General features: G+C 71.1%; 19 protein-coding genes. 7 read left to right on the forward strand and 12 right to left on the reverse strand.

The features are described from left to right. Positions 1-56 precede the first annotated feature (56 nt). Together LZ199_RS07715 and LZ199_RS07720 are read left to right on the forward strand one after the other, a co-directional pair. Complete coding sequence (locus LZ199_RS07715; protein WP_323389349.1) at positions 57-878, forward strand: hypothetical protein; 822 nt, start codon at positions 57-59, stop codon at positions 876-878. Positions 879-1014: 136 nt separating this feature from the next. Next, positions 1015-2400, forward strand: a complete 1386-nt coding sequence (locus LZ199_RS07720; RefSeq protein ID WP_253993004.1) for a WS/DGAT/MGAT family O-acyltransferase — start codon at positions 1015-1017, stop codon at positions 2398-2400. Positions 2401-2407: 7 nt separating this feature from the next. Here LZ199_RS07720 and LZ199_RS07725 read toward each other — a convergent pair whose 3' ends face one another. Next, positions 2408-3817 carry a sigma-54-dependent transcriptional regulator gene (locus LZ199_RS07725; protein ID WP_253993005.1) on the reverse strand — a complete coding sequence of 470 codons (1410 nt, stop codon included), beginning with the start codon at positions 3815-3817 and terminating at the stop codon, positions 2408-2410. Then, positions 3814-5355, reverse strand: a complete 1542-nt coding sequence (locus tag LZ199_RS07730; protein ID WP_253993006.1) for a two-component system sensor histidine kinase NtrB — start codon at positions 5353-5355, stop codon at positions 3814-3816. The genes LZ199_RS07725 and LZ199_RS07730 overlap by 4 nt, the downstream gene beginning before the upstream one ends. Positions 5356-5603: 248 nt before the next feature. Here LZ199_RS07730 and LZ199_RS07735 point away from each other — a divergent pair, with 248 nt between their 5' ends. Further along, positions 5604-6014, forward strand: a complete 411-nt coding sequence (locus LZ199_RS07735) for a tetratricopeptide repeat protein (protein WP_253993007.1) — start codon at positions 5604-5606, stop codon at positions 6012-6014. A 115-nt stretch (positions 6015-6129) separates the two neighbouring features. Here LZ199_RS07735 and LZ199_RS07740 read toward each other — a convergent pair whose 3' ends face one another. The 4 genes from LZ199_RS07740 to LZ199_RS07755 all read right to left on the reverse strand — a co-directional run bounded on the left by LZ199_RS07740 (position 6130) and on the right by LZ199_RS07755 (position 11883). Then, positions 6130-9258, reverse strand: coding sequence for a GspE/PulE/PilB domain-containing protein (locus LZ199_RS07740; protein ID WP_253993008.1), 3129 nt, complete (start codon positions 9256-9258; stop codon positions 6130-6132). 51 nt (positions 9259-9309) lie between these two features. Further along, complete coding sequence (locus LZ199_RS07745) at positions 9310-10575, reverse strand: RDD family protein (RefSeq protein ID WP_253993009.1); 1266 nt, start codon at positions 10573-10575, stop codon at positions 9310-9312. 196 nt (positions 10576-10771) lie between these two features. After that, entirely contained in the window at positions 10772-11038 is a 267-nt protein-coding gene (locus LZ199_RS07750) for a GlsB/YeaQ/YmgE family stress response membrane protein (RefSeq protein WP_253993010.1), read from the reverse strand. A gap of 110 nt (positions 11039-11148) precedes the next feature. Then, positions 11149-11883 carry a 16S rRNA (uracil(1498)-N(3))-methyltransferase gene (locus LZ199_RS07755; RefSeq protein WP_253993011.1) on the reverse strand — a complete coding sequence of 245 codons (735 nt, stop codon included), beginning with the start codon at positions 11881-11883 and terminating at the stop codon, positions 11149-11151. Positions 11884-12132: 249 nt separating this feature from the next. On the opposite strand from LZ199_RS07755, the gene LZ199_RS07760 reads away from it, so the two are divergent. After that, positions 12133-13467 (forward strand): adenylate/guanylate cyclase domain-containing protein, encoded by a 1335-nt coding sequence (locus tag LZ199_RS07760; RefSeq protein ID WP_253993012.1) that lies wholly within the window; start codon positions 12133-12135, stop codon positions 13465-13467. Between the two features lie 45 nt (positions 13468-13512). Here the strand turns inward: LZ199_RS07760 and LZ199_RS07765 are convergent, their stop codons facing one another. The 4 genes from LZ199_RS07765 to LZ199_RS07780 all read right to left on the reverse strand — a co-directional run bounded on the left by LZ199_RS07765 (position 13513) and on the right by LZ199_RS07780 (position 16294). Next, positions 13513-14028 (reverse strand): Mpo1-like protein, encoded by a 516-nt coding sequence (locus LZ199_RS07765; RefSeq protein ID WP_253993013.1) that lies wholly within the window; start codon positions 14026-14028, stop codon positions 13513-13515. Between the two features lie 22 nt (positions 14029-14050). Further along, positions 14051-14539: an Mpo1 family 2-hydroxy fatty acid dioxygenase gene (locus tag LZ199_RS07770; protein WP_253993014.1), complete on the reverse strand. Its 489-nt coding sequence runs from the start codon at positions 14537-14539 to the stop codon at positions 14051-14053. A gap of 134 nt (positions 14540-14673) precedes the next feature. Further along, positions 14674-15732, reverse strand: a complete 1059-nt coding sequence (locus LZ199_RS07775) for an AraC family transcriptional regulator (RefSeq protein WP_253993015.1) — start codon at positions 15730-15732, stop codon at positions 14674-14676. A gap of 46 nt (positions 15733-15778) precedes the next feature. Then, positions 15779-16294, reverse strand: a complete 516-nt coding sequence (locus LZ199_RS07780; protein WP_253993016.1) for a DUF1993 domain-containing protein — start codon at positions 16292-16294, stop codon at positions 15779-15781. Positions 16295-16432: 138 nt separating this feature from the next. Here LZ199_RS07780 and LZ199_RS07785 point away from each other — a divergent pair, with 138 nt between their 5' ends. Then, positions 16433-17557, forward strand: a complete 1125-nt coding sequence (locus tag LZ199_RS07785; protein ID WP_253993017.1) for a metal-dependent hydrolase — start codon at positions 16433-16435, stop codon at positions 17555-17557. Positions 17558-17690: 133 nt separating this feature from the next. On the opposite strand, the gene prmA is transcribed toward LZ199_RS07785, so the two are convergent. After that, positions 17691-18557, reverse strand: coding sequence for a 50S ribosomal protein L11 methyltransferase (prmA, locus tag LZ199_RS07790; protein WP_253993018.1), 867 nt, complete (start codon positions 18555-18557; stop codon positions 17691-17693). 40 nt (positions 18558-18597) lie between these two features. On the opposite strand from prmA, the gene LZ199_RS07795 reads away from it, so the two are divergent. Both LZ199_RS07795 and LZ199_RS07800 read left to right on the forward strand, forming a co-directional pair. Then, a complete protein-coding gene (locus LZ199_RS07795) occupies positions 18598-18960 on the forward strand; it encodes a hypothetical protein (protein ID WP_253993019.1) in 363 nt (120 codons plus the stop codon). Then, a complete protein-coding gene (locus tag LZ199_RS07800) occupies positions 18957-19925 on the forward strand; it encodes a hypothetical protein (RefSeq protein WP_253993020.1) in 969 nt (322 codons plus the stop codon). Before LZ199_RS07795 ends, LZ199_RS07800 begins: the two co-directional genes overlap by 4 nt. A 53-nt stretch (positions 19926-19978) precedes the next feature. On the opposite strand, the gene LZ199_RS07805 is transcribed toward LZ199_RS07800, so the two are convergent. Then, a complete protein-coding gene (locus LZ199_RS07805; RefSeq protein ID WP_253993021.1) occupies positions 19979-20563 on the reverse strand; it encodes an Imm43 family immunity protein in 585 nt (194 codons plus the stop codon). Between the last annotated feature and the right edge of the window lie 87 nt (positions 20564-20650).

Below are 20650 nucleotides of genomic sequence, written 5' to 3' on the forward strand. Positions count from 1 at the left end.
GCAGTGCTCGGGGGTGGACATCCCACCCGACGCCAGGGCTTCGCCCCGGAGGGGCCGTGCCTAGTTTGCCCCACGGCATGCGCTCCTCTCGTGGGTCCTTCTTCCTGGCGGTTGTGGTGGGCTTCTCCTTCTCCGCGCTGGCACAGGAGGCCTCCGGGCCTCCTCGCACCGTGGCGGGTGTCTGCGGCAGCGCCAACTGGGTGTGCGTGGCCGAGTGCATCGAGCCGGAGTGCGTGGACCGGTGTCTGCGCGAGGGCTGCGAGCAGTCCTTGGACAGACTCAAGGCCTGCACCTTGAAGGCGGGCTGCGCGCCGGACGACACCCAGTGCTCCGCGCGCACGTGCGGCGCCACGTGCCAGAAGGCCTTCGAGCCCGCGCCGCCGAGTCCGGAGAAGGAGATGAAGGACCCGTGTCAGGGCCAGTCCTCTTCGACGAAGACCGTGCCCGACAAGCTGGTGGGCGAGTGGCGACTGACGGCCGCCAGCCTGCCCGAAGTCACCGACGGAGGCTTCACGCGCATCGAGCCCCAGCCTCGCGCGGACTATGCGCGCACGCTGCGAATCACCTCCTCGGGGTGTTTCGTCCTGCGAACCGCGCTGAAGGACGCGACGCTGGGACAGGGCAACGGGCTGGTCGTCCGTGCCTGGGGCCAGGTGGAGCCGCTGGGGGAGCACCACGTGAAGCTGCTCGCCAAGGACGGTCAGGCCGTGGGCCCCGTTTGCGGTGCGAAACGCGTCATCCCCCTGTCGCGCTCGAAGGTGAAGTTCAAGGGCGGCTCCTACCGGTGGGACTTCGAGGAGGGCGCGCTCACGCTGACGCTGGACGACGCGACGAAGCAGACCTTCCAGTTCGAGCGTGAAGAGGGGCCTCCTCCGTAGCGCGGCTCCCAGGCGGGCGAGGGGACGCCGGCTCCCGAAGTCAGGCCCTGAAAGTCCGCGCGCCACTCGGAGGCATCCTGCGCCATCATGACGCGTCCCGGACGGGGCACGGTCTGAGCGCGAGGGGCGGCACGCGATGGCGACACACGAGCGGATGGCGAGCGTCGATGCGCTGTGGTTCCACATGGAGGAGCCCGCGAATCTGATGATGATTACGGCCGTGCTCTTCTTCGAGGGGCGGCTGGACTTCGAGCGGCTGCGCGACCACACCCGCACGCGTCTGGTGGACCGCTACCCGCGCTTCCGGCAGCGCGTGGTGCTGGGACGGCTGGGCGCTCCGCAGTGGGAGGAGTCGCCCGACTTCGACATGGATGCGCACCTGCTGCGCCTCCCCGTCCCCGCGCCTGGCGACCGCGCCGCGCAAGAGGCGCTGGTGAGCGAGTGGATGAGCACGCCGTTGGACCGCTCGCGTCCCTTGTGGCAGTTCCACGTGCTCGAGGGCGCGCAGGGCGGAGACATCCTGCTGGCGCGGCTGCACCACTGCATCTCCGACGGCATCGCCCTGGCGCGCCTGCTGCTGTCGCTCACGGATGGCGAGGCGATGGATGCCGAGGCTCCACATGAGCGCACGCGGACGCCATCGAGCGGGCTTGCGCGGTGGATGCGTGGAGCGCGCGCGGTGGCGGGCACGGCGCGGACGGTGCTGCGCAAGGGCGCGGAGCTGGCGGCGGAGCCCATCCTGGCAGGAGACCTGGTGCGGCAGGGGGCGCTCAGCGCGGCGGCGCTCGGCAAGCTGATGGTGATTTCACCGGACCCGCGCACGCCGCTGCGAGGGCCGCTGGGGACGCAGAAGCGCGCGGCGTGGTCCTCGCCCATTCCCCTGGAGCGCGTGAAGGTCCTGGGCCGCGCGCTGGGGGGCACGGTGAACGACGTGCTGCTGGCGGTGCTGACGGGCGCGCTGCGGCGCTACCTGGCGTCCCGGAACGTCCCTCCCGAGGACCTGCATGCGCTCGTTCCGGTGAACCTGCGGCCCCTGGATGAGCCCATCCCTCGCGACCTGGGCAACCGCTTCGGCCTGGTGTTCCTGCGCCTGCCCGTGCACATCGAAGAGCCCCGACGCCGGCTGGCGGAGCTGTCGCGGCGCATGGGCCTGGTGAAGAAGTCCCCGGAGGCGGTGGTGACGTTCGGCGCGCTGGGGTTGCTGGGGTACACGCCAGCCCCGGTGGAGCGCGCGGTGGTGGATGCCTTCGGCATGAAGGCCTCGCTGGTGGCGACGAACGTGCCCGGCCCCCGGCAGCCGGTGTCCCTGGCGGGCGTGACGCTGCGAGAGCTGACGTTCTGGGTGCCGCAGGCGGGGCACCTCGGGTTGGGCGTGAGCCTCTTCAGCTACGCGGGGCAGGTGACGGTGGGCGTGGCCTCGGATGTCCTCCGCGTGCCCGACCCGCATGTGCTCATCCAGGCCTTCCACGAGGAGCTGGATGCCCTGCACGAGTCCGCCATTCCAGGAGCGGGCGCGGCGTGAGCCACGGCTACACCAGGCCGTGCTCCTCCAGCTTGTTGTAGAGCGTCCGGCGGCTGATGCCGAGCAGCCGCGCCGCCAGCGTGCGGTTGTCTCCCGCGCGCTGCAAGGCATCGACGAGGGCCTGTCGCTCGGTGTCCTTGCGCTGGGACTCCAGCGTGCGGCTGGAGTCGGTTCCCGCGGGCTGCGCGCTCGCCGCCGAGGGCCCGGCCGTGGTGCCCTGGGGTGGTGTGAGGACGGGGGCGGTGAGGCCGGGCTGGCGGGCCAGCTCGCGTGAGACGTCCTCGCCCGTCAGCGTCTGGCCGTCCGAGAGCACCACCAGTCGCTCCAGGAAGTTCTGGAGCTGGCGCACGTTGCCCGGCCAGGGCTGGGCCTGAATCACCGCGAGCCCGTCGGCGGTGAGCGTGAAGGGCGGCTTCCCATTCGTCCTCGCGTGGACGTCCAGGAAGTGGCGCGCCAGGGGCTCGATATCCTCGGGCCGCTCGCGCAGGGCGGGCAGCCACAGGGGCACCACGTTGAGGCGGTAGAAGAGGTCCTCGCGGAAGCGCCCCGCCTTCACCAGGTCTTCGAGCGGCTGGTGCGTGGCGGCCACGAAGCGGACGTCCACCTTCACCGTCTGCGTGCCGCCCAGCCGCTCCAGCTCGCGCTCCTGGATGACTCGCAGCAGCTTCACCTGCACGGCGGGGGAGATGTCTCCCACTTCGTCCAGGAACAGCGTGCCGCCATGGGCCAGCTCCACCCGGCCGGGCTTGCGCGTGGCAGCGCCGGTGAACGCGCCCTTCTCGTAGCCGAACAGCTCGCTCTCCAGCAGCGTGTCCGGGAGCGCGGCGCAGTGCAGCTTCACGAAGGGACCCGCGTGGCGCGGACTGCCGTCGTGCACCGCCTTCGCCGCCAGCTCCTTGCCCGTGCCGGACTCGCCGCGCAGCAGCACGGTGGCCATGCCCGTGGCCGCCTTCGCCAGCAGCGCCTGGGCCTCCGCCATCTTCCGGCTGCCACCGACGAAGGCGCTCGGCGTGCGCAGCGGCTCGTTCGCCGCCTCTCCCTGCGCGCGCAGGAGCGCCTTGCGGATGGTGAAGAGAATCTCCTCCCGGTCGAAGGGCTTGAGCACGAAGTCGGCCGCGCCCGCCTTCATCGCCTCCACTGCCAGCGGCACGGTGCCATGCGCGGTGAGCAGGATGACGGGGACGTCGGGCCAGCCCCGAGCCACCTCGGTCAGGAGCTGCATCCCGTCCATGCCTGGCATGCGCACGTCGCTGACGACGACGTCCACGGGCTTGCGCTCCAGCATCGCGAGCGCTTCCTTCCCATCACGCGCCGCGTGCGTCGTCAGCCCCGCCTGGGACAGCAACGCGCCCAGCACCTTGGCCACCGCCGGGTCGTCGTCCACCAGCAGCACGGTCCCCTTCAACGACTCGCTCACGCGGCTTCTCCTTCAGACCCACTCCCGACCCGTCGGACGTCCTCCGGCAGGCTCAGGCGCACCACCGTACCGTGCCCCTCTCGGCTTGTCAGACTCACCGTGCCTCCGTGTGCCTCCACCACCCGCCTCACGAAGGCCAGCCCCAGCCCGCTGCCCGCGGCCTTGGTGGTGAAGAAGTCGTCGAAGGCGCGCTCTCGCGTCCGCGCGTCCATGCCCTCACCGGTGTCCTCCACCTCCACCGCCACGGCCAGCCCGTCCCGCAGGGTGCGCACCGTGAGGGTGCCGCCCCCGGGCATGGCCTCCACGCCGTTGCGCACCAGGTTCTCCACCGCGTTGGCCAGCAGGTCGGCGTCCCCCGAACAGGGAGGCAGGCCGGGCTCCAGCGCGCGGACGATGGAGACCTGGCCCGGGCTCGCGAAGGACTGGAGGGACAGGACACCTTCCACCAGTCGTCCCAGGTCCACGGGGCGGGGGAGGGGCTCCACGCGTGCGAGCCGCTGGTAGGTGTCCACCACCCGGCCAAGGCGCTCCACCTGCTCCAACATCAGGTCCAGGAACTCGCCGTGGGTGTCCGAGGCTCGGCCCCGGATGTGCTCTTCCTTGAGGTACTGCGCGGCGCCCTTGAGCGCGGCGATGGGGTTCTTCAAGTCATGCGCCATCTGCGCGGAGAAGCGGCCCAGCGTGGCCAGGCGCTCCATGCGCTCGCTGCGGGTGACGTACGCGGTGACGCCTCGGCGCGTGGCCGCGAGCAGCGCGAAGGTGATGGCCGTGGTGAAGACGACGAGGGCGCCCACCTGCGCGGCGAAGAGGCGGAAGACGGTGAGGTAGGCCAGCACGCCCACGCCGGCCAGGGTCGCCGCGTGCAGCGCCATGCGCGGAGCCCCTTCGCCCAGGTCCCTGCCGAAGAGTCCGAAGCGCAGTGACGCCGTGGCCATGACGGGCAGGCCCAGCAGCGTGCCCAGGGTGCCCAGTCGAGGCACCTGCCGCAGGCCCAGCTCCACCGCGAGCTCCGTCAACAGCAGGGCGACGAGCAGTGTCAGCCCGAGCACCATGAGCCCCGCCCGGGCGCGCTCATCGGGGTGTCGTGCGCCGCGCAGGTGAAGGGCGAGCAGCGCGAAGGCTGCGCTGAGGGGTGGGGCGACCAGCACGGTGACGAAGAGGCCGAAGCGCAGTGTCAGGAGCCGCGCGGCCAGCGAAGGGGCGCCAAGCGCCGCGAGCATCGTCATCGCCAGCGCGCCGAAGACGGCGTAGGTGCCGAACATGGCCCAGGCCGAGCGCCGCCGTCTGCCCACGAAGGCGAGGGCGAAGTGCAGGGTGCAGGGCACCGTCATCAGCGCGGCGGCGAAGCCCACCAGCCTCCAGCCGGGCTCCCCCGAGCGCTCCAGGGCGAAGCCGGTGAAGTTCCAGGTGGAGAGGGCGATGGACAGCAGGGACAGGGGGAGCGCCAGTGGACTCCGCCCCACGCGCGCCAGCGCCAGGCCCGCGAGCGCGAGCTGGCCGGCACAGGCGATGATGTTGATCCACATCCCGCTCGTCATGGCGTTCCCTGTCGTGCCGGTGTCACGCGCGCCAGCATAGTCCGGGACGACGCTCTCGGCTCTGCGCGGCCAGTCGCCCTTGCTCCGAGTCGATTCCGGTTTCGTCGAGGGCGTGAAGCCACCCGAGCACGCTCAGGCAAGCGGCGGTGGCGAGGGTTGCTATCAGGAGAGCCCGGTACGAATTCGCGGGCCATTCCACCCAGGGGGCAGGGCCCCAGTGGATGGAATGGTTTTCAGACGCGTCTAGAATGACTGTCATCGTGAACGACGAGAATCCGCTTCGTACCGCCTCCGAGCTCGCCCAGGCAGGAAGGGCAGCCGAGGCCATCGCCTGCCTGGAAGCCGCGCTGGCTCGCACCCGGTCGAACAAGGAGCGGCCAGCCAACGCATCCCTCCTGGCGAGAACAGCGGGACTCCACTGCGAGGCAGCCGGGAGTCTTTCGCAGGCTGCGCTCTACTACGAGGAGGCCATTGCTACCGCGGATGGCGACCCACTCCCGCTGCTCGCGTTGGCGAGCGTCCGCTGGCGATCCGGTGAAGCAGACAGCGCACGCTCGTGTCTGGCACGCGCCGAATCCCTGGCCCGGTCCTCCTCGGATGCGGATGCCTTGAAGATGGTCGCCAATCTCCGCGCGGAGTGGGCGAGCGAGGCCAGTTGAGCAGCTCTCGCATCGAGCAAGCCCTCAGGCAGTTGATGGCTGCCTTCGGAGAAGCCCCGTCGCATTGGGAGCGATAGGGCTCTTCTCACTGTCCGGGTCTTGCGACGCGAGTCTGTTAGAGCATGCCCAGCCGGCGCGCGTTGGCCGGGTCCACCGCCGCGGCTTCCCAGCGACGGGCGGCCACCTCGCGCTCCGCCTCGGGGGCGTCCGCGTAGTAGCCGAGCGTGTCGTTCAGCGCGCGGCTCAGCTCCTCGATGGCGGCGAGCCGCACGTCGAGCTCACGGTGGCGCAAGGCGGTGATGAGCCAGTCCGCGCGGCGCCGGCTGCGGTTCTCCATCCACCACGTGGCCCACTGCTTCGGGCTGAGGCCCAGCGGCATGCGCGTCACCTCGCGCAGTGCTTCCGCCGCGGCCTGGGCGCACATCTCGTCGTCGCTGCTCGTGAGCTGGATGAGGCCCTCGACGGCCTCGCGGTCATGCAGCGTGCCCAGCGCTCTCGCGGCCAGCGCGCGACGCATCATGTCCTTGCTGCTCAGCTCCTGACGCAGCTCCCGCAGCGCCGAGTCCAACCGCGGCAACTGCTTGAGCGCGGCGGCGGCCACGCGCGCGGCGCTGGAGATGTCCGGCTCCAGGTCGAACAGTCCACGCAGCACCCCATCCACCAGCTCCACGTAGGGCAGGTTGCCCGCCGTGAGCAGCGCGAAGTAGCGCGTGTCCGCGTCCTGCGAATCCAACAGCCCCGACAGGGCCTGCGCCGCCGGACGTCCCAGGCGCGACAGCGCGGCGGGAATCGGTCCCAGCTCGTCCGCCTCGGGCAGCTCGACGACGGGCAGCCGGCTCCACGCCGTGGGGCCGGGGAAGTGCTGCGCCAGCACGCGGGCGCTGGCCTCGGGCGAGCGCGCCAGCTCCACCATCGCGTTGGAGCGCTGCGCGGCGTCCGGGCCGGTGAGTCGGCGCAGCAGCGGCGCGAAGTCCGGAGGCGGGCGCTCTTCCTGCGACTGCGCGCGCGGCGGCAGCGCTGCGGCGCGGCCGATGGTGCCGGAGGTGCCTCGGCCGAAGAAGGGGCCCCAGCCCAATCCGGCCACCACGGCGGGCGCGGGGACGGGCGCGGACGCGACAGGCAGGTCCACGTCGATGGAGATGTCCTCTTCCGGCGCGCGCGGCTCGGTGACGCGCTGCTTGCGGAACAGGATGAGCTCCTGGAAGGCCGAGGACAGGTCCTGGCAGAACAGGATGTAGTCCGACAGCCGGCGCTGGCTCATCGGCTTCTGTCCGCAGTCACCGTAGAGGATGGCCACCAGCCGGCCCTTCACCTCCACCGGGTACAGGAAGACGGTGCGAGGCGTCTGACGGCCGAACAGCTCCAGGTAGTGCCGCGTGAGCGCGTCCGGAGGCAGCGGGCCCGCGTAGCTGCCTCGCGTCACCGCCACGGTGCGGAAGACGCTGCTCGCGTCGAGCGGCACGGACACCTGGGCCAGTCCCTCGCCCGTCATGCCCTCGCCACGACCGTCCCAGCCGACCGCCGCGCCACGCAGCACCGCGAATGCCGCCACGTAGTCGAACGTGCGCCGGCCGAAGCGCAGCGCCACATCCATCAGCCGGTCGCGGTCCTTGGTGGACTCCTTCAACGCCGCGCGCGCCTGCGCCAGCGTCCAGTCCGGAACCTCCTGCGAGGCGGGCGACACGGCGGCGGGCCGGGCTTCCGGCTCGGCGGGACGCGCGCGTGTCGGCGCAGGAGTGGGCGGCGACTTGTTCGGATTGGGGAAGACGATGAACGCGGGCTCATTCGAGCGCGGCGGCTGCATCGGGACAGCAGGGGGCACGTCCGGACGCGTTCCCGACAGCGGAGAGCCGAAGCGGAGCGTGGGCGGAGGCAGCGCATCCGCGGCGGACGGCTGCGCGGGAGGACCCGGAGGCCAGACCTGGGGCGCCGTTCCGGGCTGCACGGGCGACGCCGGAGGCCACACCTGCGGCGCCCCTGCCTGTGCTCCAGCGGGACGAGCGGTGGGCGCCGTCGCGGGCCGGGCTCCAGGCTGCGCGCCGTTGGGCGGCGTTGTCGCCGGAGCGGCGGGGCGCGATGGAAGCTGCGTGACGTCGGCCGGACGTGTCGTGGGCTGTGCGGTGGGCGGCCCTCCTCCGGAGGGCGCTCCCTGTGTCGTCTCGGGAGCGACCCGAGTGGAGGCGGTCTCAGCGGCTCGGGCCGGTGGCGCGACGGGAGGCTGCGCGACGGGCGCACTCGCCACGGGGACTCGCGGCGCGACAGGAGGCTGCGCGACGGGCGCGCTCGCCACGGGGACTCGCGGCGCGGGCTGGGACGTGGGCGGCGTGGCGGTGAGGACGGGCGGCTGGGCCGGGCGGGTGTCCGGCCTCGACGGCGTCGGCGTCACGACGGGCGGCTGGGCCGGGCGGGTGTCCGGCCTCGACGGCGTCGACGTCACGACGGGCGGCGGGGGCGGACGCTGCGGCTGGGTGGTGGCGGGCGCGGCGGGGCGCTCGGAGGCCGGCATGTTCAGGCGCAGCGGCGCGCGAACGAAGGCGGGCGGTGGCGCGGACGCCGTATCGGGCGGAGGCGGCGGAGGTGGCCGCTGGGGCGCGGACGTCGTCTCGGGCGGAGGCGGCGGAGGCGGCCTCTGGGCCGGCTCCTTCGGCGTGGGCCGGGCCTCGGTGACCAGGGGCTCCCTCGCCACGGAGCGGGCCAGTCGCTCCACCATCTCCACCGTGAGGGACGACTCATCGGGCGGAGGCGGTGGCGGAGGGGAAATCGGGAGCTGCTTCTCCGGGTCCAGCGCGGCGACGAGCTGGATGAAGCGCGGCGACAGGGGCTGGCGGTAGATGGTGGAGATCCACTCGCGGATCCTCACCTCGGCGGCCACCCACAGCTCCAGCGGCCGGCCCAGCAGGAAGCCGACCTCGTCCAGCTCCTTCTTCGGCACCGGATACGCACAGGCGACGTGCAGCGTCTGCCCATCCAGCGAGAGCGGCACCACGCTGAGCCGCTCGGCGATTTTCGGAGGGATGAAGGAGGCGACCTCGGCGTTCGGCTCGAAGTCGACCAGGTTCACCGGCCGGAAGCCGGCGACATCACCGAGCAGCGCGAGCACGTCCGTCTCGCTCACCAGGCCCTGCTCCAGCAACACCGTGTCCAGGTGCCCGCCCTGCGCCTGCTGGAGTCGCAACAACTCTCCCGCCTTCTCCTGGGAAAGGAGCATGCGGGAGACGAGGAGTTGAGCGAGGCGGGCGGGCATGTAGGCGCGGCATCTTACGGCCGCGGCCGCAAGGCACAATGAAGCGGTGGGTCAGCTCGGTTGAACGACGAAGGTGGACGTCAGCTTGTCATGGAGCGTCTGTCCACGGCGATCAAACAGCGCCATCCAGAATCCACCCAGGAACAGCACGAAGGAGACGCTGGCGAGCAGCGCCCGCACGATGGCCCGACCCGGAGCGGGAGCCAGTCCGTGCGTGTCCACCAGGCGAAGTCCCAGGAGCAGCCGGCCCAGTGTGCGCCCGTTCCAGAGGAAGGCCGCCACGGCGCAGTACACGAGCGCCAGGATCAGCACCAGGAAAAAGCCCGGCAGCAGCACGGTGTGCAACGCCCGCAGCCACGCGACGAAGCCGTCCAGGCCCGACAGGCCGGCCGTGGGCGCCTTCATCCCCGTCACCGACGAGGCGAGGGTGATGTACAGCGCCGCCACGCCAGCGATGGCCGCCGTGTCGATGGAGAACGACAGCAGCCTGCGCCACAGCGACGCGGGGCGCGCGGTCACCTCGGTGACGCCCGGCTGGCCCGGAGCACGGACCGCCTGCGGGCGGGGCTTCTCCGCGCGAGGCGGCGCGCTCTCCGCCATCACCGGAAGCCCGGGCAGGGTGTCCACGGACTCCATCGGAGGAAGGCTGACGGGGGCCGCGGCGGGGGACTCCATCCGGGGAAGTCCGGGAGCCGGCGCCGCCGTCTCCATCCGGGGCAGGCCGGGCGCGAGAGTCGCAGGAGCCTCCATCCGGGGCAGGCCGGGCGCGGGGGACTCCATCCGGGGCAGGCCGGGAGCGGGAGCCGCCACACCGGGCATGGGCGCCGCCGTCTGGGCGCGCATCGGAGGAGGCGTGCCGTACGCGGGCGTCATGGGGGAGATGGACGGCTGGGCCGACGCAGGCGGAGGCGGCAGGTCCGCGGCGAAGGCGCCACCCCCCTGGGCCCACGAGGGCTGGGCGGCGGGCGGGGCCGGCGGGGCGGCGCGAGGCGTGGCGACCCCTGGAGGGGCGGCGGGCGCGGGCCGGTGGGCGGGTGTCATGCCCGGAGGCGTGGGCCGCTTGACGCCCGGCTGCTGCTGGGGTGGCGCGGCGCGGGGCGCCACGGGCGGCGGGAGCGGGCCGGCGAGCGGTGCCACGGACGGCGGCGCCATGGGCGCGACGAAGTCGTGGTCCTTGAGCGTGGGGGCCTCGTCGCGCTCGGCGGCTCGGCGGTCGATGCGGAGGTCACGGTCCAGCAGGCTCGGCACCGCGGGGACCGCGGGCGGGCGCGCCTTGGCGGTGGCGCAGGCGGGGCACTCTCCGACGGGCGGCAGCATGGCACCGCACTTCATGCACTTGGACAACGGACTCCTCCGGGCTGACAACAGCGGGTGCCATGAAAAGGCGTCCGCACGCGCGGAGCAAGAAAAGTGGCGAGCCCCCGAGGTCCCTTGGTCGAGGAACCGTCAGGGGCTCGTCAACACAGGCGCCCACTGTGTCCCCTGGGGGACGGCAAGTGTGGAGCGCCTCACGCTAGGCGTGGACGCGGCGCCGTCCCACGGCTCCGACAATGAAGAGCACGATGATGGCGCCTAGCACCGACATGATGATGCCAGAGGGACGCAAGTCGAAGAGACGGCCATCCCGCTGGAAGAGGGACCCGACCAGACCGCCCAAGAGCGAACCCACCATGCCCAACAGAGTCGTCGCCAGCAGGCCCATGCTCTGCTTGCCGGGGAGGATGGCGCGAGCGATGAGACCCGCGATGAGGCCGATGATGATGAATGCGATGATCCCCATGAAACCTTCTCCTGTTTGAGGGGACCCCTGAGGTCCCAGACGGGAGAAACGTAGGAATTCAGATCGGCCGGTGAGAACCCACGGGGAATGAGCGCTCGGCTGCTCCCTTGCTAACCAAGCTCACCGTCGAGATGCATCATCACCGCCAGGGCGGCGAGCGCGGCCGTCTCCGTGCGGAGGATGCGCGAGCCCAACGTGACGGGGCGGGCGCCCAGTGCCATCAGGGCATCCACCTCCTCGCGCGCCAGGCCCCCCTCGGGCCCCACCACCAACGCCACCGGCGTGCCCGCGCCCGCCGCGCGGAAGGCCTCGCCCAGGGGCACGGCGGACTCCTCTTCGTCCAGCACCAGCACCACGGTGCCCGGGGTCAGCGCCCTGGCGGCCTCGGTGAGCGTGCGAGGGAGGTCCACGGAGGGCACGTCGTCGCGGCGGCACTGGCGGGCGGCCTCCTCCACGATTTTCGTCCACCGCGCGGTGCGCTCCTGGGCGCGGCGCGGCTCCAGCTTCACCACGCTGCGCACGGTGTCCACGGGGAGGAACGCGGCGGCGCCCAGCTCCGTGCCCTTCTGGAGCACCCACTCCATCTTGTCCCCCTTGGGCAGGCCCTGGAGCACGCTCACCGAGCGGCGCGCGGGGGCCAGGCGCATGTCGCCCAGCCGCACGCGCACGGCCTCCGCGTCCACGCCCGTCACCTGGCCGGAGAAGGCGCGCCCCTTGCCGTCGAAGACCTCCAGCGCGTCGCCCTCGCCCAACCGCAGGACATGGACGACGTAGTGGCGGCGGTCCCCCGTCAGCGCCACTTCGGCGGGAGCGGGGTCCGGAATGGGCGCGAAGAGGCGGACCACGAGGTGTTCTCCAGCGGGGCGAGGTGGGTGCTTCGCGGCCCCGTGTCAAGGCGGGGACTTCAACAGCAAGCAGGCGTCCGACGCCAGGGCTCGCTGGGCTTTCCGACTTGAGGCACCATGCGGGAGCCGCGCTGGCGCGGCGAGTCCTCGGGCCCGTCGGGTGTGGGGGAGGACGCACCGGAGCGACGACGGGTGGGCCTGGGAGCGCGAGCCCCGGGCCTTGCATCGGAAGGAAAGGGACTCGCCAACATGGGCCGAAGCGACGAGGTCCTCGTGCCGGACCGGGACACCGCGGTGGCCCGCTTCGCGCTGAGCCGCGCCAATGAAGAGCTGGTGCTCGCGGAGAGCTCGCTCCGGGGCGAGCGCCGGGTGGCCTGGGTGCGGCTGGCGTTGATGGCGCTCATGTCGCTGAGCCAGGGCGGCATCGCCCACGTCACCGGGGAGCCCTTGCCGCCGCATGACCTCCCGCGCGTGCTGGCCATCGTGCTGTACGCGCTGTTCTCCATCGTCGCGCTGCTCGTGTTGCTCCGCCAGCTTCCCCACCTGCGCCGGGCGCGGTGGCTGCCCGTGCCCACCACCGTGGCGGACACCAGCTTCTTCGCCTTCATGGGGTGGCACGCGTGGGCGCGCACCGGTCAGTTCGACGCGGGGATGCTGGGCGCGAGCATGGGCATGGTGCTGGTCTTCTCCGTGGCGCGCTTCTCGCCGCTGCACGTGCTGCTGTCCACGACGCTGTCCTCGGGGGGCTACGCGCTCGTCGCGGCACTGACGGGGCATGGCACCTGGTCCAGCACCAGCTTCGTCGTCTTCTGCTACGTGACGCTCGGGCTGCTCATCGCGAGGACGAACGCGGAGGTGGGGAGCATGTTCCTCCGGCTGCGGCGCCGCGAAGGGCTGTCGCGCTTCCTGCCCAAGCAGGTGGTGGAGCGGGTGATGCAGGCGGGGGACACGTCGCTCCAGCCGGTGCAGCGCGAGGTCACCATCCTCTTCAGCGACATCCGCGACTTCACCATGCTGAGCGAGACGCTGCAGCCGCGCGAGGTGCTGGAGCTGCTCGACGAGTACTTCGGACAGATGACCCACATCGTGATGGCGCGAGGGGGCATCGTGAACAAGTTCCTGGGGGACGGGATGCTCGCGTGCTGGGGCGTGCCGGACTCCAGCGAGGACCACGCGGAGCGGGCCATGCGCGCGGCGCTGGACATGCGCGAGAAGCTGGGCGAGCTCAACGCGAGGCGCGTGTCACAGGGGCTGCCACCGCTGCGCATCGGGATTGGACTGCACACCGGCGTGGTGGCGGCGGGCATGCTCGGGGGCGCCGAGCAGCACGAGTACACCGTCATCGGCGACGCGGTGAACCTGGCCTCACGGGTGGAGGAGCTCACCAAGGTGCACGGCGTGGACATCCTCGTCAGCGAGAGCACCTGGCTGCGAGGCGGTGGAGAGTTCACCGGCCGGCGGCTGGGCGAGACTCACGTGAGGGGGCGCCGCGAGGCGGTGGTGGTGCACGCGCTCCAGGGCCATGTGCTGAGCGAGGCGGTCGAGCCGCCGCCGCCCCCCGCGCGCATCGCCAGCGGTACGTAGCGAGGTGAGGCAGCGGAGGCCCTCGCCCCGCCGCCCCGTGAGCCCTCACGCCGTGAGCGTCGCCGGCCGAGGCCCGCCCGCGGTGACGCGCGCGTGCAGCTCGCGCTTCAGTCCCATCCCGAAGAGGACGAGGGTGAGCAGGTAGACGGGCTCGATGAAGAAGAGCAGCGGGCCGCCGAGGGACAGGCCGTGGGTCTTCTTCTCCAGCACGACGTGCGCGCCGACGACGAGCGCGAAGCGCACCACCATGACGGAGATGGCGACGATGGCGACGGTGGGGCCGGGCAGGTGGCCCACGCCCAGCGCGGCGTTCAGCGTGGGGATGAGCGGCAGGCTCATGAGGATGCCCGCCGTCCACTCCAGCGAGACGGCGTAGAGGGCCACGGCGGCCGCGAGCACGTGCGCGGCGGACAGCTCCAGGCCTCCCACGGAGAAGCGCACGAGCCCGAGCGGGACGAGCAGGGCGAAGATGAACATGTACGCGCCCAGGAAGTGGACCGCGCGGCTGGCGCGGTTCTCGTGCAGGGGCATCCAGACGCGCAGCTTGTCGGCGAAGCTCATGAGGGGCGTGGGGCGGACGTGCTCAGGCGCGCGCCGGAGCGCCGGCCTGGGGTTGGGGCTTGATGACGTAGTCGCCGAAGAGGACCGCGACGAAGAACAGCGGACCCACCAGCGCGTGGACCAGGTTGGTGAGGAACGACGGAGACTTCTTCTCCCAGACGGCGTGGCCCGCCAACTGGATGAGCCAGCCGAACACGGCGATGGCCACCACGCTCCACACGGGCATCATCCGGCCGAGCGGGAAGCAGGCCGCCATGAACGCCACCACGACGAGGCCCAGCTTCACGTCCGCGCGCAGATACCAGATGGCCGTCAGCGCCAGGGCCACCATGCCCAGCGTCAACACTCCGCCTGGGAGCACGGGAACCGCGACCAGCTTCACCCAGTCCAGCATCGCGATGATGTGCAGCACGATGACGGGGATGGCGACCTTGTGTGTCAGCCGGTTGATGGGGTGCTGGTGCGAGGAATAGTAATCATCGAAGAGGGAGGCGATCTGGGGCTTGAGCATGACGTCCTCCGGACGGAAGCAGGGGAGGTGGAAAGCTAGGTGAAGTCGCGGCGGGTGTCCTGGCGGCGCACGCCAATCTCCTGGCCGAAGACGCCACGGGTCGGCTGCCCCGCACCCGTCCCACCGTGCTGGATTCAAGTCCGCTCGGCGCTCTCACGCCAGACGCGCGGCGTCATCCCCGTCCACCGCTTGAAGGCGCGGTCGAAGGTGCTCAGCTCGGAGTAGCCCAGCAGGAAGGCGACCTGGCTGACGCCCAGGTTCGCGTCGCGCAGGTACCGGAAGGCCAGCTCTCGCCGCACCGCGTCGACCTCGTCCTGGAAGGACGTGCCCAGCTCCGTGAGGCGGCGCTGGAAGGTGCGGGGGCTGACGTGGAGGCCCTTGGCCACGTCACTGACTTGAGGTGCCCCGTCGCGGAGCGAGGCCCGGATGGTGTCGCGCACGGCCTGGACGAAGCCGGGGGCATCCGGGGGAGACACGGGCACGGGGGCGCTGACGCCGCTGGCGGCGCGTTCCAGCACGGAGAGGAGGGCGGGGTCCGCGCCCACCACGCGCAGGTCGAGCGTGGCCGCGTCCAGCGTGAGGGCGTTGCGTGCACCGCTGAACGTCGGGGTGACGCCGAAGTGCTCCACCAGCGGAGCGACTTCCGGCGGCGCGGGGTGGGCGAAGGTGACGGCGCGAGGCTTCCAGGGGCGCTCGGTGAGCTGGCGGCCGACGTGGATGAAGAGGGCGAGGCCGTACTCACTCGCGTGTCGTCCGTAGGCGAGGGGCGCTCCGGCGATGCCGTAGGCGAAGGTGCCGCCGCCGTCCGCGTCGTCGGTGAAGGACGCGAGCCAGGCGGGCTCCAGCAGCGCCAGGTACCGCGCGAGCGAGCGGAAGGTGTCGCGCACCGTGGGCGAGGCCCGGGCGATGTACTCGACGAGCCCGTAGTTGCCGCGAGGCACGCGCTGGGCGACGTGAAGGCCGAGGAAGGCGTCCTGGGAGAAGTCCTCCGCGGCGTCCAGGAAGGCGTGCAGGGTGGTGAGCGGGAGGCTGACCTCGGGCAGGGTGCCGGCGTCGTGGGGCAGGCCGAAGCGCTCCACCAGGGGAGTCGGGTCCCTGCCCGTGGCGCGCAGGTAGGCGAGCAGCGGGCCCACGAGCTGGGAGCGGACCTCGTCCGGGGGCTTCGGCGGCGGATGGGAGGGTGGGGGCTCCACGCGGCGGAGACGCTAGCGCGTTCGGCGCGCGGAGCCCAAGAGACGTTCAGCGCGGCGCGAAGGGACCGATGAAGTCCTGTTTGCCGATGCGCACGCCGCTGTGGCGGAGGATGTCGTAGGCCGTGGTGACGTGGAAATAGAAGTTCGGCAGGGCGAAGGTGAGCAGGTAGTCGTCACCCTTGAACTCTTGCTTGTACTCGCCCGCCGTGAGCGTGACGGTGCGCTTCTCGCTGCCCTGGAGCGCCGCGGCGTCGATGGTCTTCAGATACGTCACCGTCTTGGCGATGCGCGCGTGCAGCTCCTCGAAGGTCTTCTCGGTGTCCGGCATGCGCGGGGCGGGCACGCCGCTCAGTCGCTCGGCGGTGGCCTTGGAGGTGTCGCTGGCGCGCTGCACCTGGGCCACGAGGTTGTACATGTCCGGCGCCAGCTTCGCGTCGAGCAGGGTCTGCGGGTCGATGCCGTTCTCCTTCGCGTGCTGTTCCCCCTTCTCGAGCAGGGTGGAGAGGATGTTGAGGGCACGGATGTAGACGGGAATCGACGCCTGGTACATCGAGAGGGCCAAGGGAGGCTCCGGGGTGTGCGGGTGGACGGCGGTGCTTCGACGCGCGACTGTCTAACGCGTCCCTCGATTTCGTGCCGCCCAGAGAAGGTGACGCGAGGTGTCGAGGTCCGCGAGGGAGTGAAGTAGCCTCGGAGGAAGATGGACAATCTCGCTCACTCGCTCGTTGGGGCCTGGATGGCGGAGGCGGGGCTGAAGCGCTACACGCCCCTGGCCACCGCGACACTCGTCATCGGCGCCAACCTCCCGGACGTGGATGCCGTCGTCACCTTCGCGGGCTCGGACGCCTCGCTGTACTGGCGTCGAGGCTGGACGCACGGGGTGCTCGCGCTGTCGCTCTGGCCCTTCGTCCTGACGGGGTTGATGTTGCTGTGGGACCGCTTCGTGCGAAGACGCAGGCATCCGGAGCTGGCGCCCGCGCGCGCCGGGCCGCTGTTGCTCTTGTCCACGGTGTCGGTGCTGAGTCATCCCGCGCTGGACTGGCTCAACACCTACGGTGTGCGGCTGCTGATGCCGTTCGACGGGACGTGGTTCTACGGGGACGCGTTGTTCATCGTCGACCCGTGGGTGTGGTTGCTCGCGGGAGCGGCCGTCATCATGGCGGATGCACGCACGCGCAAGTCGGCCGCGGGGTGGATGGTGCTGGGCGTGGCCACCACCGCGCTCGTCATGTTTCCCGCGTTCGTGCCCTGGCCCGCGAAGGTGCTCTGGGCGGTGGGCGTGGCGGCCATCCTCTGGTTGCGATTGAAGGGAACACACGTGCTGTCCACCCAGCGCGTGGCCACCGTGTGCGGCGTGGGGCTGGTGCTCTATCTGGGCGCCATCTTCCTGGGCTCCCAGGTCGCCGCGCCGCGTGCGCAGGAGTGGCTCAAGGCACAGGGCCACCCGGTGGAGCGAGTCATCGCGGGGCCGGTGCCCGCGAATCCCTTCGTGAGAGACCTCATCGCGCTGGGGCCGGACCGCTACCACTTCGTGCGCGCGGACTTCCTGCGCGGCAGTGACGCGCACCTGGAACTCAGCGGACCGACGCTCCCGCGCGAGCCGAACCCCGGCCCTGTCATCCAGGCCGCGCTCGCGGCGCCGCACCTGCGCGGACTCGCCAACTGGCTGCGCCTGCCCACGTATCAGGTGGCCGAGACGGAGGCGGGGTGGCGCGTCATGATTGATGACGTGCGGTACTCACGCTCGCAGAGTGGTGGACTTGGCTCGGCCGTGGTGGAGCTCGACAAGGAGCTGCGGCTCGTGAATCGCCCGACCGTCGAGTAACGACGCGTACCAGGGACTGGGCGCATGCCGTCGACACGCGGAGCGCCGGGCTAAATCGGTGACGCCCGTGCGGGCGCGAAGCAATGAGCCAGGGCTCGCGTGGTCGCCGCACGCGAGCCCTGGGGCCAGCACCTCAGCGCTTCAGGTCGATGCGAACCCACTCGCCCTGCGTCGCGCCGGGCAGCACGGTGAAGCCCAGGTTGCGGTAGGCCGCCTCCACGTCCGCGCGCTGGTGCGACAGCACGCCCGCGAGCACCAGGTGGCTCTTCGCCTTGGGCGCGATGAGCGGCGCCAGCTCGATGAGCGTGTTGGCGAGGATGTTGGCCAGCACCAGGTCGAAGGTGCCCTCCACCGCCGTCAGCTCCTTGCCGGACACGTCGATGTCGGGCGTGCCGTTGTCCGTCAGGTTCTCCTGGGCCAGCTCCACCGACGTCGGGTCGTTGTCCGTGGCGACGACGCGCCCGGCGCCCAGCTTCTTCGCGGCGATGGCGAGCACGCCCGTGCCGGTGCCCACGTCCAGGACGCTGGCGCCCGGATGGTCGGCCATGAACGCGTCCACCGCCGCCAGACACAGCGACGTCGTGGGGTGGTCACCCGTGCCGAAGGCCATCTTCGGCTCAATCACCAGCCGCACCGCTCCGGCGGGGGCGTTGCCCACGTCCCACGGCGGCCCCACCCACAGCCGGCCCACGTGCACGGACTTGATGAGCGACTTCCACTCGTTGCTCCAGTCCTGCTGGGGCTGCTCGTCCAGGTGGAGCCGGGCGGCGGGGTGGGATTCGGACACTTCGTCGCGGGCGGACTCGGCCGTCTCGCGGTCCTCGAAGTAGGCGATGATGATGGACTCGCCCGCCTGCGGTGCCTTCACGCCGGGCATGGTGGGAGTCTCCCGGTCTCGTACCTCGAGGCCGAGCGCACCGGACTCGTGGAGGAGGTCCTGTACGGCCTCGGACGCTTCCTCGGGCAACTCCACGGTGAGTGACAGATAGGTCTGGGACATGCGGGCCCTTTTACCGCGCCGTGCGTAGCGTGGGAGCGCCGTGAGATACCTCTTCATCTTGTGGCCCGTGGCCTGGCTGACCGCCTGCTCCGGCCCTGAAGCGCCCGACGCAGCGGTCTGTCGGGATGTCGCCACCCGCCTCTGCCAGACGTCGGCCTGTCCCGGCGTGGCCGAGCAACTCCCCCTGGGACTCGACTGCGAGGCCACCCTGCTGGAGCGGACCGGCTGCGGCGCGGAGGAGTTCACCTTCTCCTCGCCTTCGAGGGAGCGCGTCCTGGACTGCCGGGTGCCTCTCATCCAGGTGGGGACCACGACGGAGCGCCCGCCCTCGTGTGAGGACGCGTTCCAGTTCGTCGTGGACTGTCCGGACGTGACGGCCTTTTTCCGAGGGGAGGCGCCATGAAGCGGTGGGTGGCGTCGGCGTTGGTGCTGGCGGTGGGATGCACGCCCCTGGACATGGAGCGGCGCACCGAGCGCGGCCCCGTCCTGCGGACCTATCTCCAGGAATCGCAGCTGGGGGAGCGCATGCCGTTCGCGCGCACGGAGGTGAGCTGGCCCCAGCTCACCCTGCGCTTCTCCACGGCGGACATCTGCCGCACGGAGCAACATGCCGAGTACGCCGAGGACATCATCACCACCCGCTCCGTCCCGGGCGCGGCGGGGGCGGTGAGCTCGGGCGGTGTCCTCACCGCCGTGGGCGGATTCCTGGTGCTGGGGCGCACGCTCTTCTCCAACTCGCCGGACCGCGATGGCATCGACCGCGAGGGCCACTACGGCGCCTCCAGTCGGAAGGTGGCCACGACGTGGGGCGTGGTGCTGCTGTCGGTGGGCGTGCCCGCGCTGGTGGCGGGCATCGTGCAGCTCACCCGGAGTGGCGAGACGAAGGAGACGCGCAAGGCGGATGAGATGCTGGCGCTGCGCGAGGTGCCTTGCCAGCCACAGCCCGCGGACGGCGTGGTGGACCTGGCGGGTGGCAATGGCCCTCCGCCCGAGCCGCGCGCCACTGTGAATGGGACGCTGGTGCTGAGCGCCGACGAGGCGAGGAGCTTGAGCTTCAAGGGGCTGCTGTTGGATGGCTCGCCCGTGCTGCTCCAGGATGAGGACCTCTCACGGCTGGAGACCTTCCGCACCTGTGCCTCGCTGCTGGCGGCACCGGTGGACCCGGAGGCCCTGGCGCGACAGGCGAAGACGCACCCGGACCGGCTGCGCACCAAGAGAGAGCTGGTACGCGCCTGCACGACGCTGCCTGGCGCGCCCGCGGGTCCATTGCTGGAGGCCATCGACTCCGCGTTGGCGCTGGGGACGGGCATCCCGCAGGAGGCGAAGCCGTCACCGCCAGCGACGACACCCTCCGGCACGGAACTCTGAGGACCGCACCGCGTGGCGTAGACCGAGGGACCGCCACGCTCGCTTCAGTGGGGTCAGAGCTCCTGGCCTCTCCATTCTTCGAGGCTGTAGAGCTTGAGTCCCGTCAGTCCCGCCTCGACGAAGGCGGCATGGACGTCCTCGCGGATGAGGATGAAATGCCTCTGCATGGTGCAGCGAAACATCTTTGCGTGAGGACTGATGGAGTCTGGCTTGAGGACCAGCTTCCGGATGTGGCTGAGTTGATCTTTCTCAAGGCTGCTCATCTTGTAGACCGAACGCTCGAGGTCGATGGCATCTTCGGCGCCCAGCAGGTTGAGAAAGGCATAGTCAGGGCCAATGACTTTGCCCTTGTGGTCCTTGATTGCCACGGGAAGCCATTCAGCGTTGGTGACCTCCAGCGATTCGATGAGCTTGCGTGCTCGACCCGAAACCAACAGGGCCCTCATCAGATTGGGTTGGAAGTCGTACAGGCTTCGTCTTTCGGGATGGGAGTCCGAGAACGAAACCGTCGCTCCCATGGGGAAGTCCTTGGCCAGGCTGCGGCCTTCCGCGAACTTCCAGAGAATCGGGCCGGTGCATGGATACTCGTCGATACGTCCACCATCGTCGCTGCGAACCTTGAGGGCGAAGTAGTCCATGGCTCGAAGTCATTCCTCGGGAGAGAGAGCCCCGGGCGGTGAGCAAACCACAAGCCTCGGAAGGGAGGCGAGCGCCTTCACATCGGC

The organism is Myxococcus qinghaiensis, from assembly GCF_024198215.1.
Lineage (GTDB): Bacteria > Myxococcota > Myxococcia > Myxococcales > Myxococcaceae > Myxococcus > Myxococcus qinghaiensis.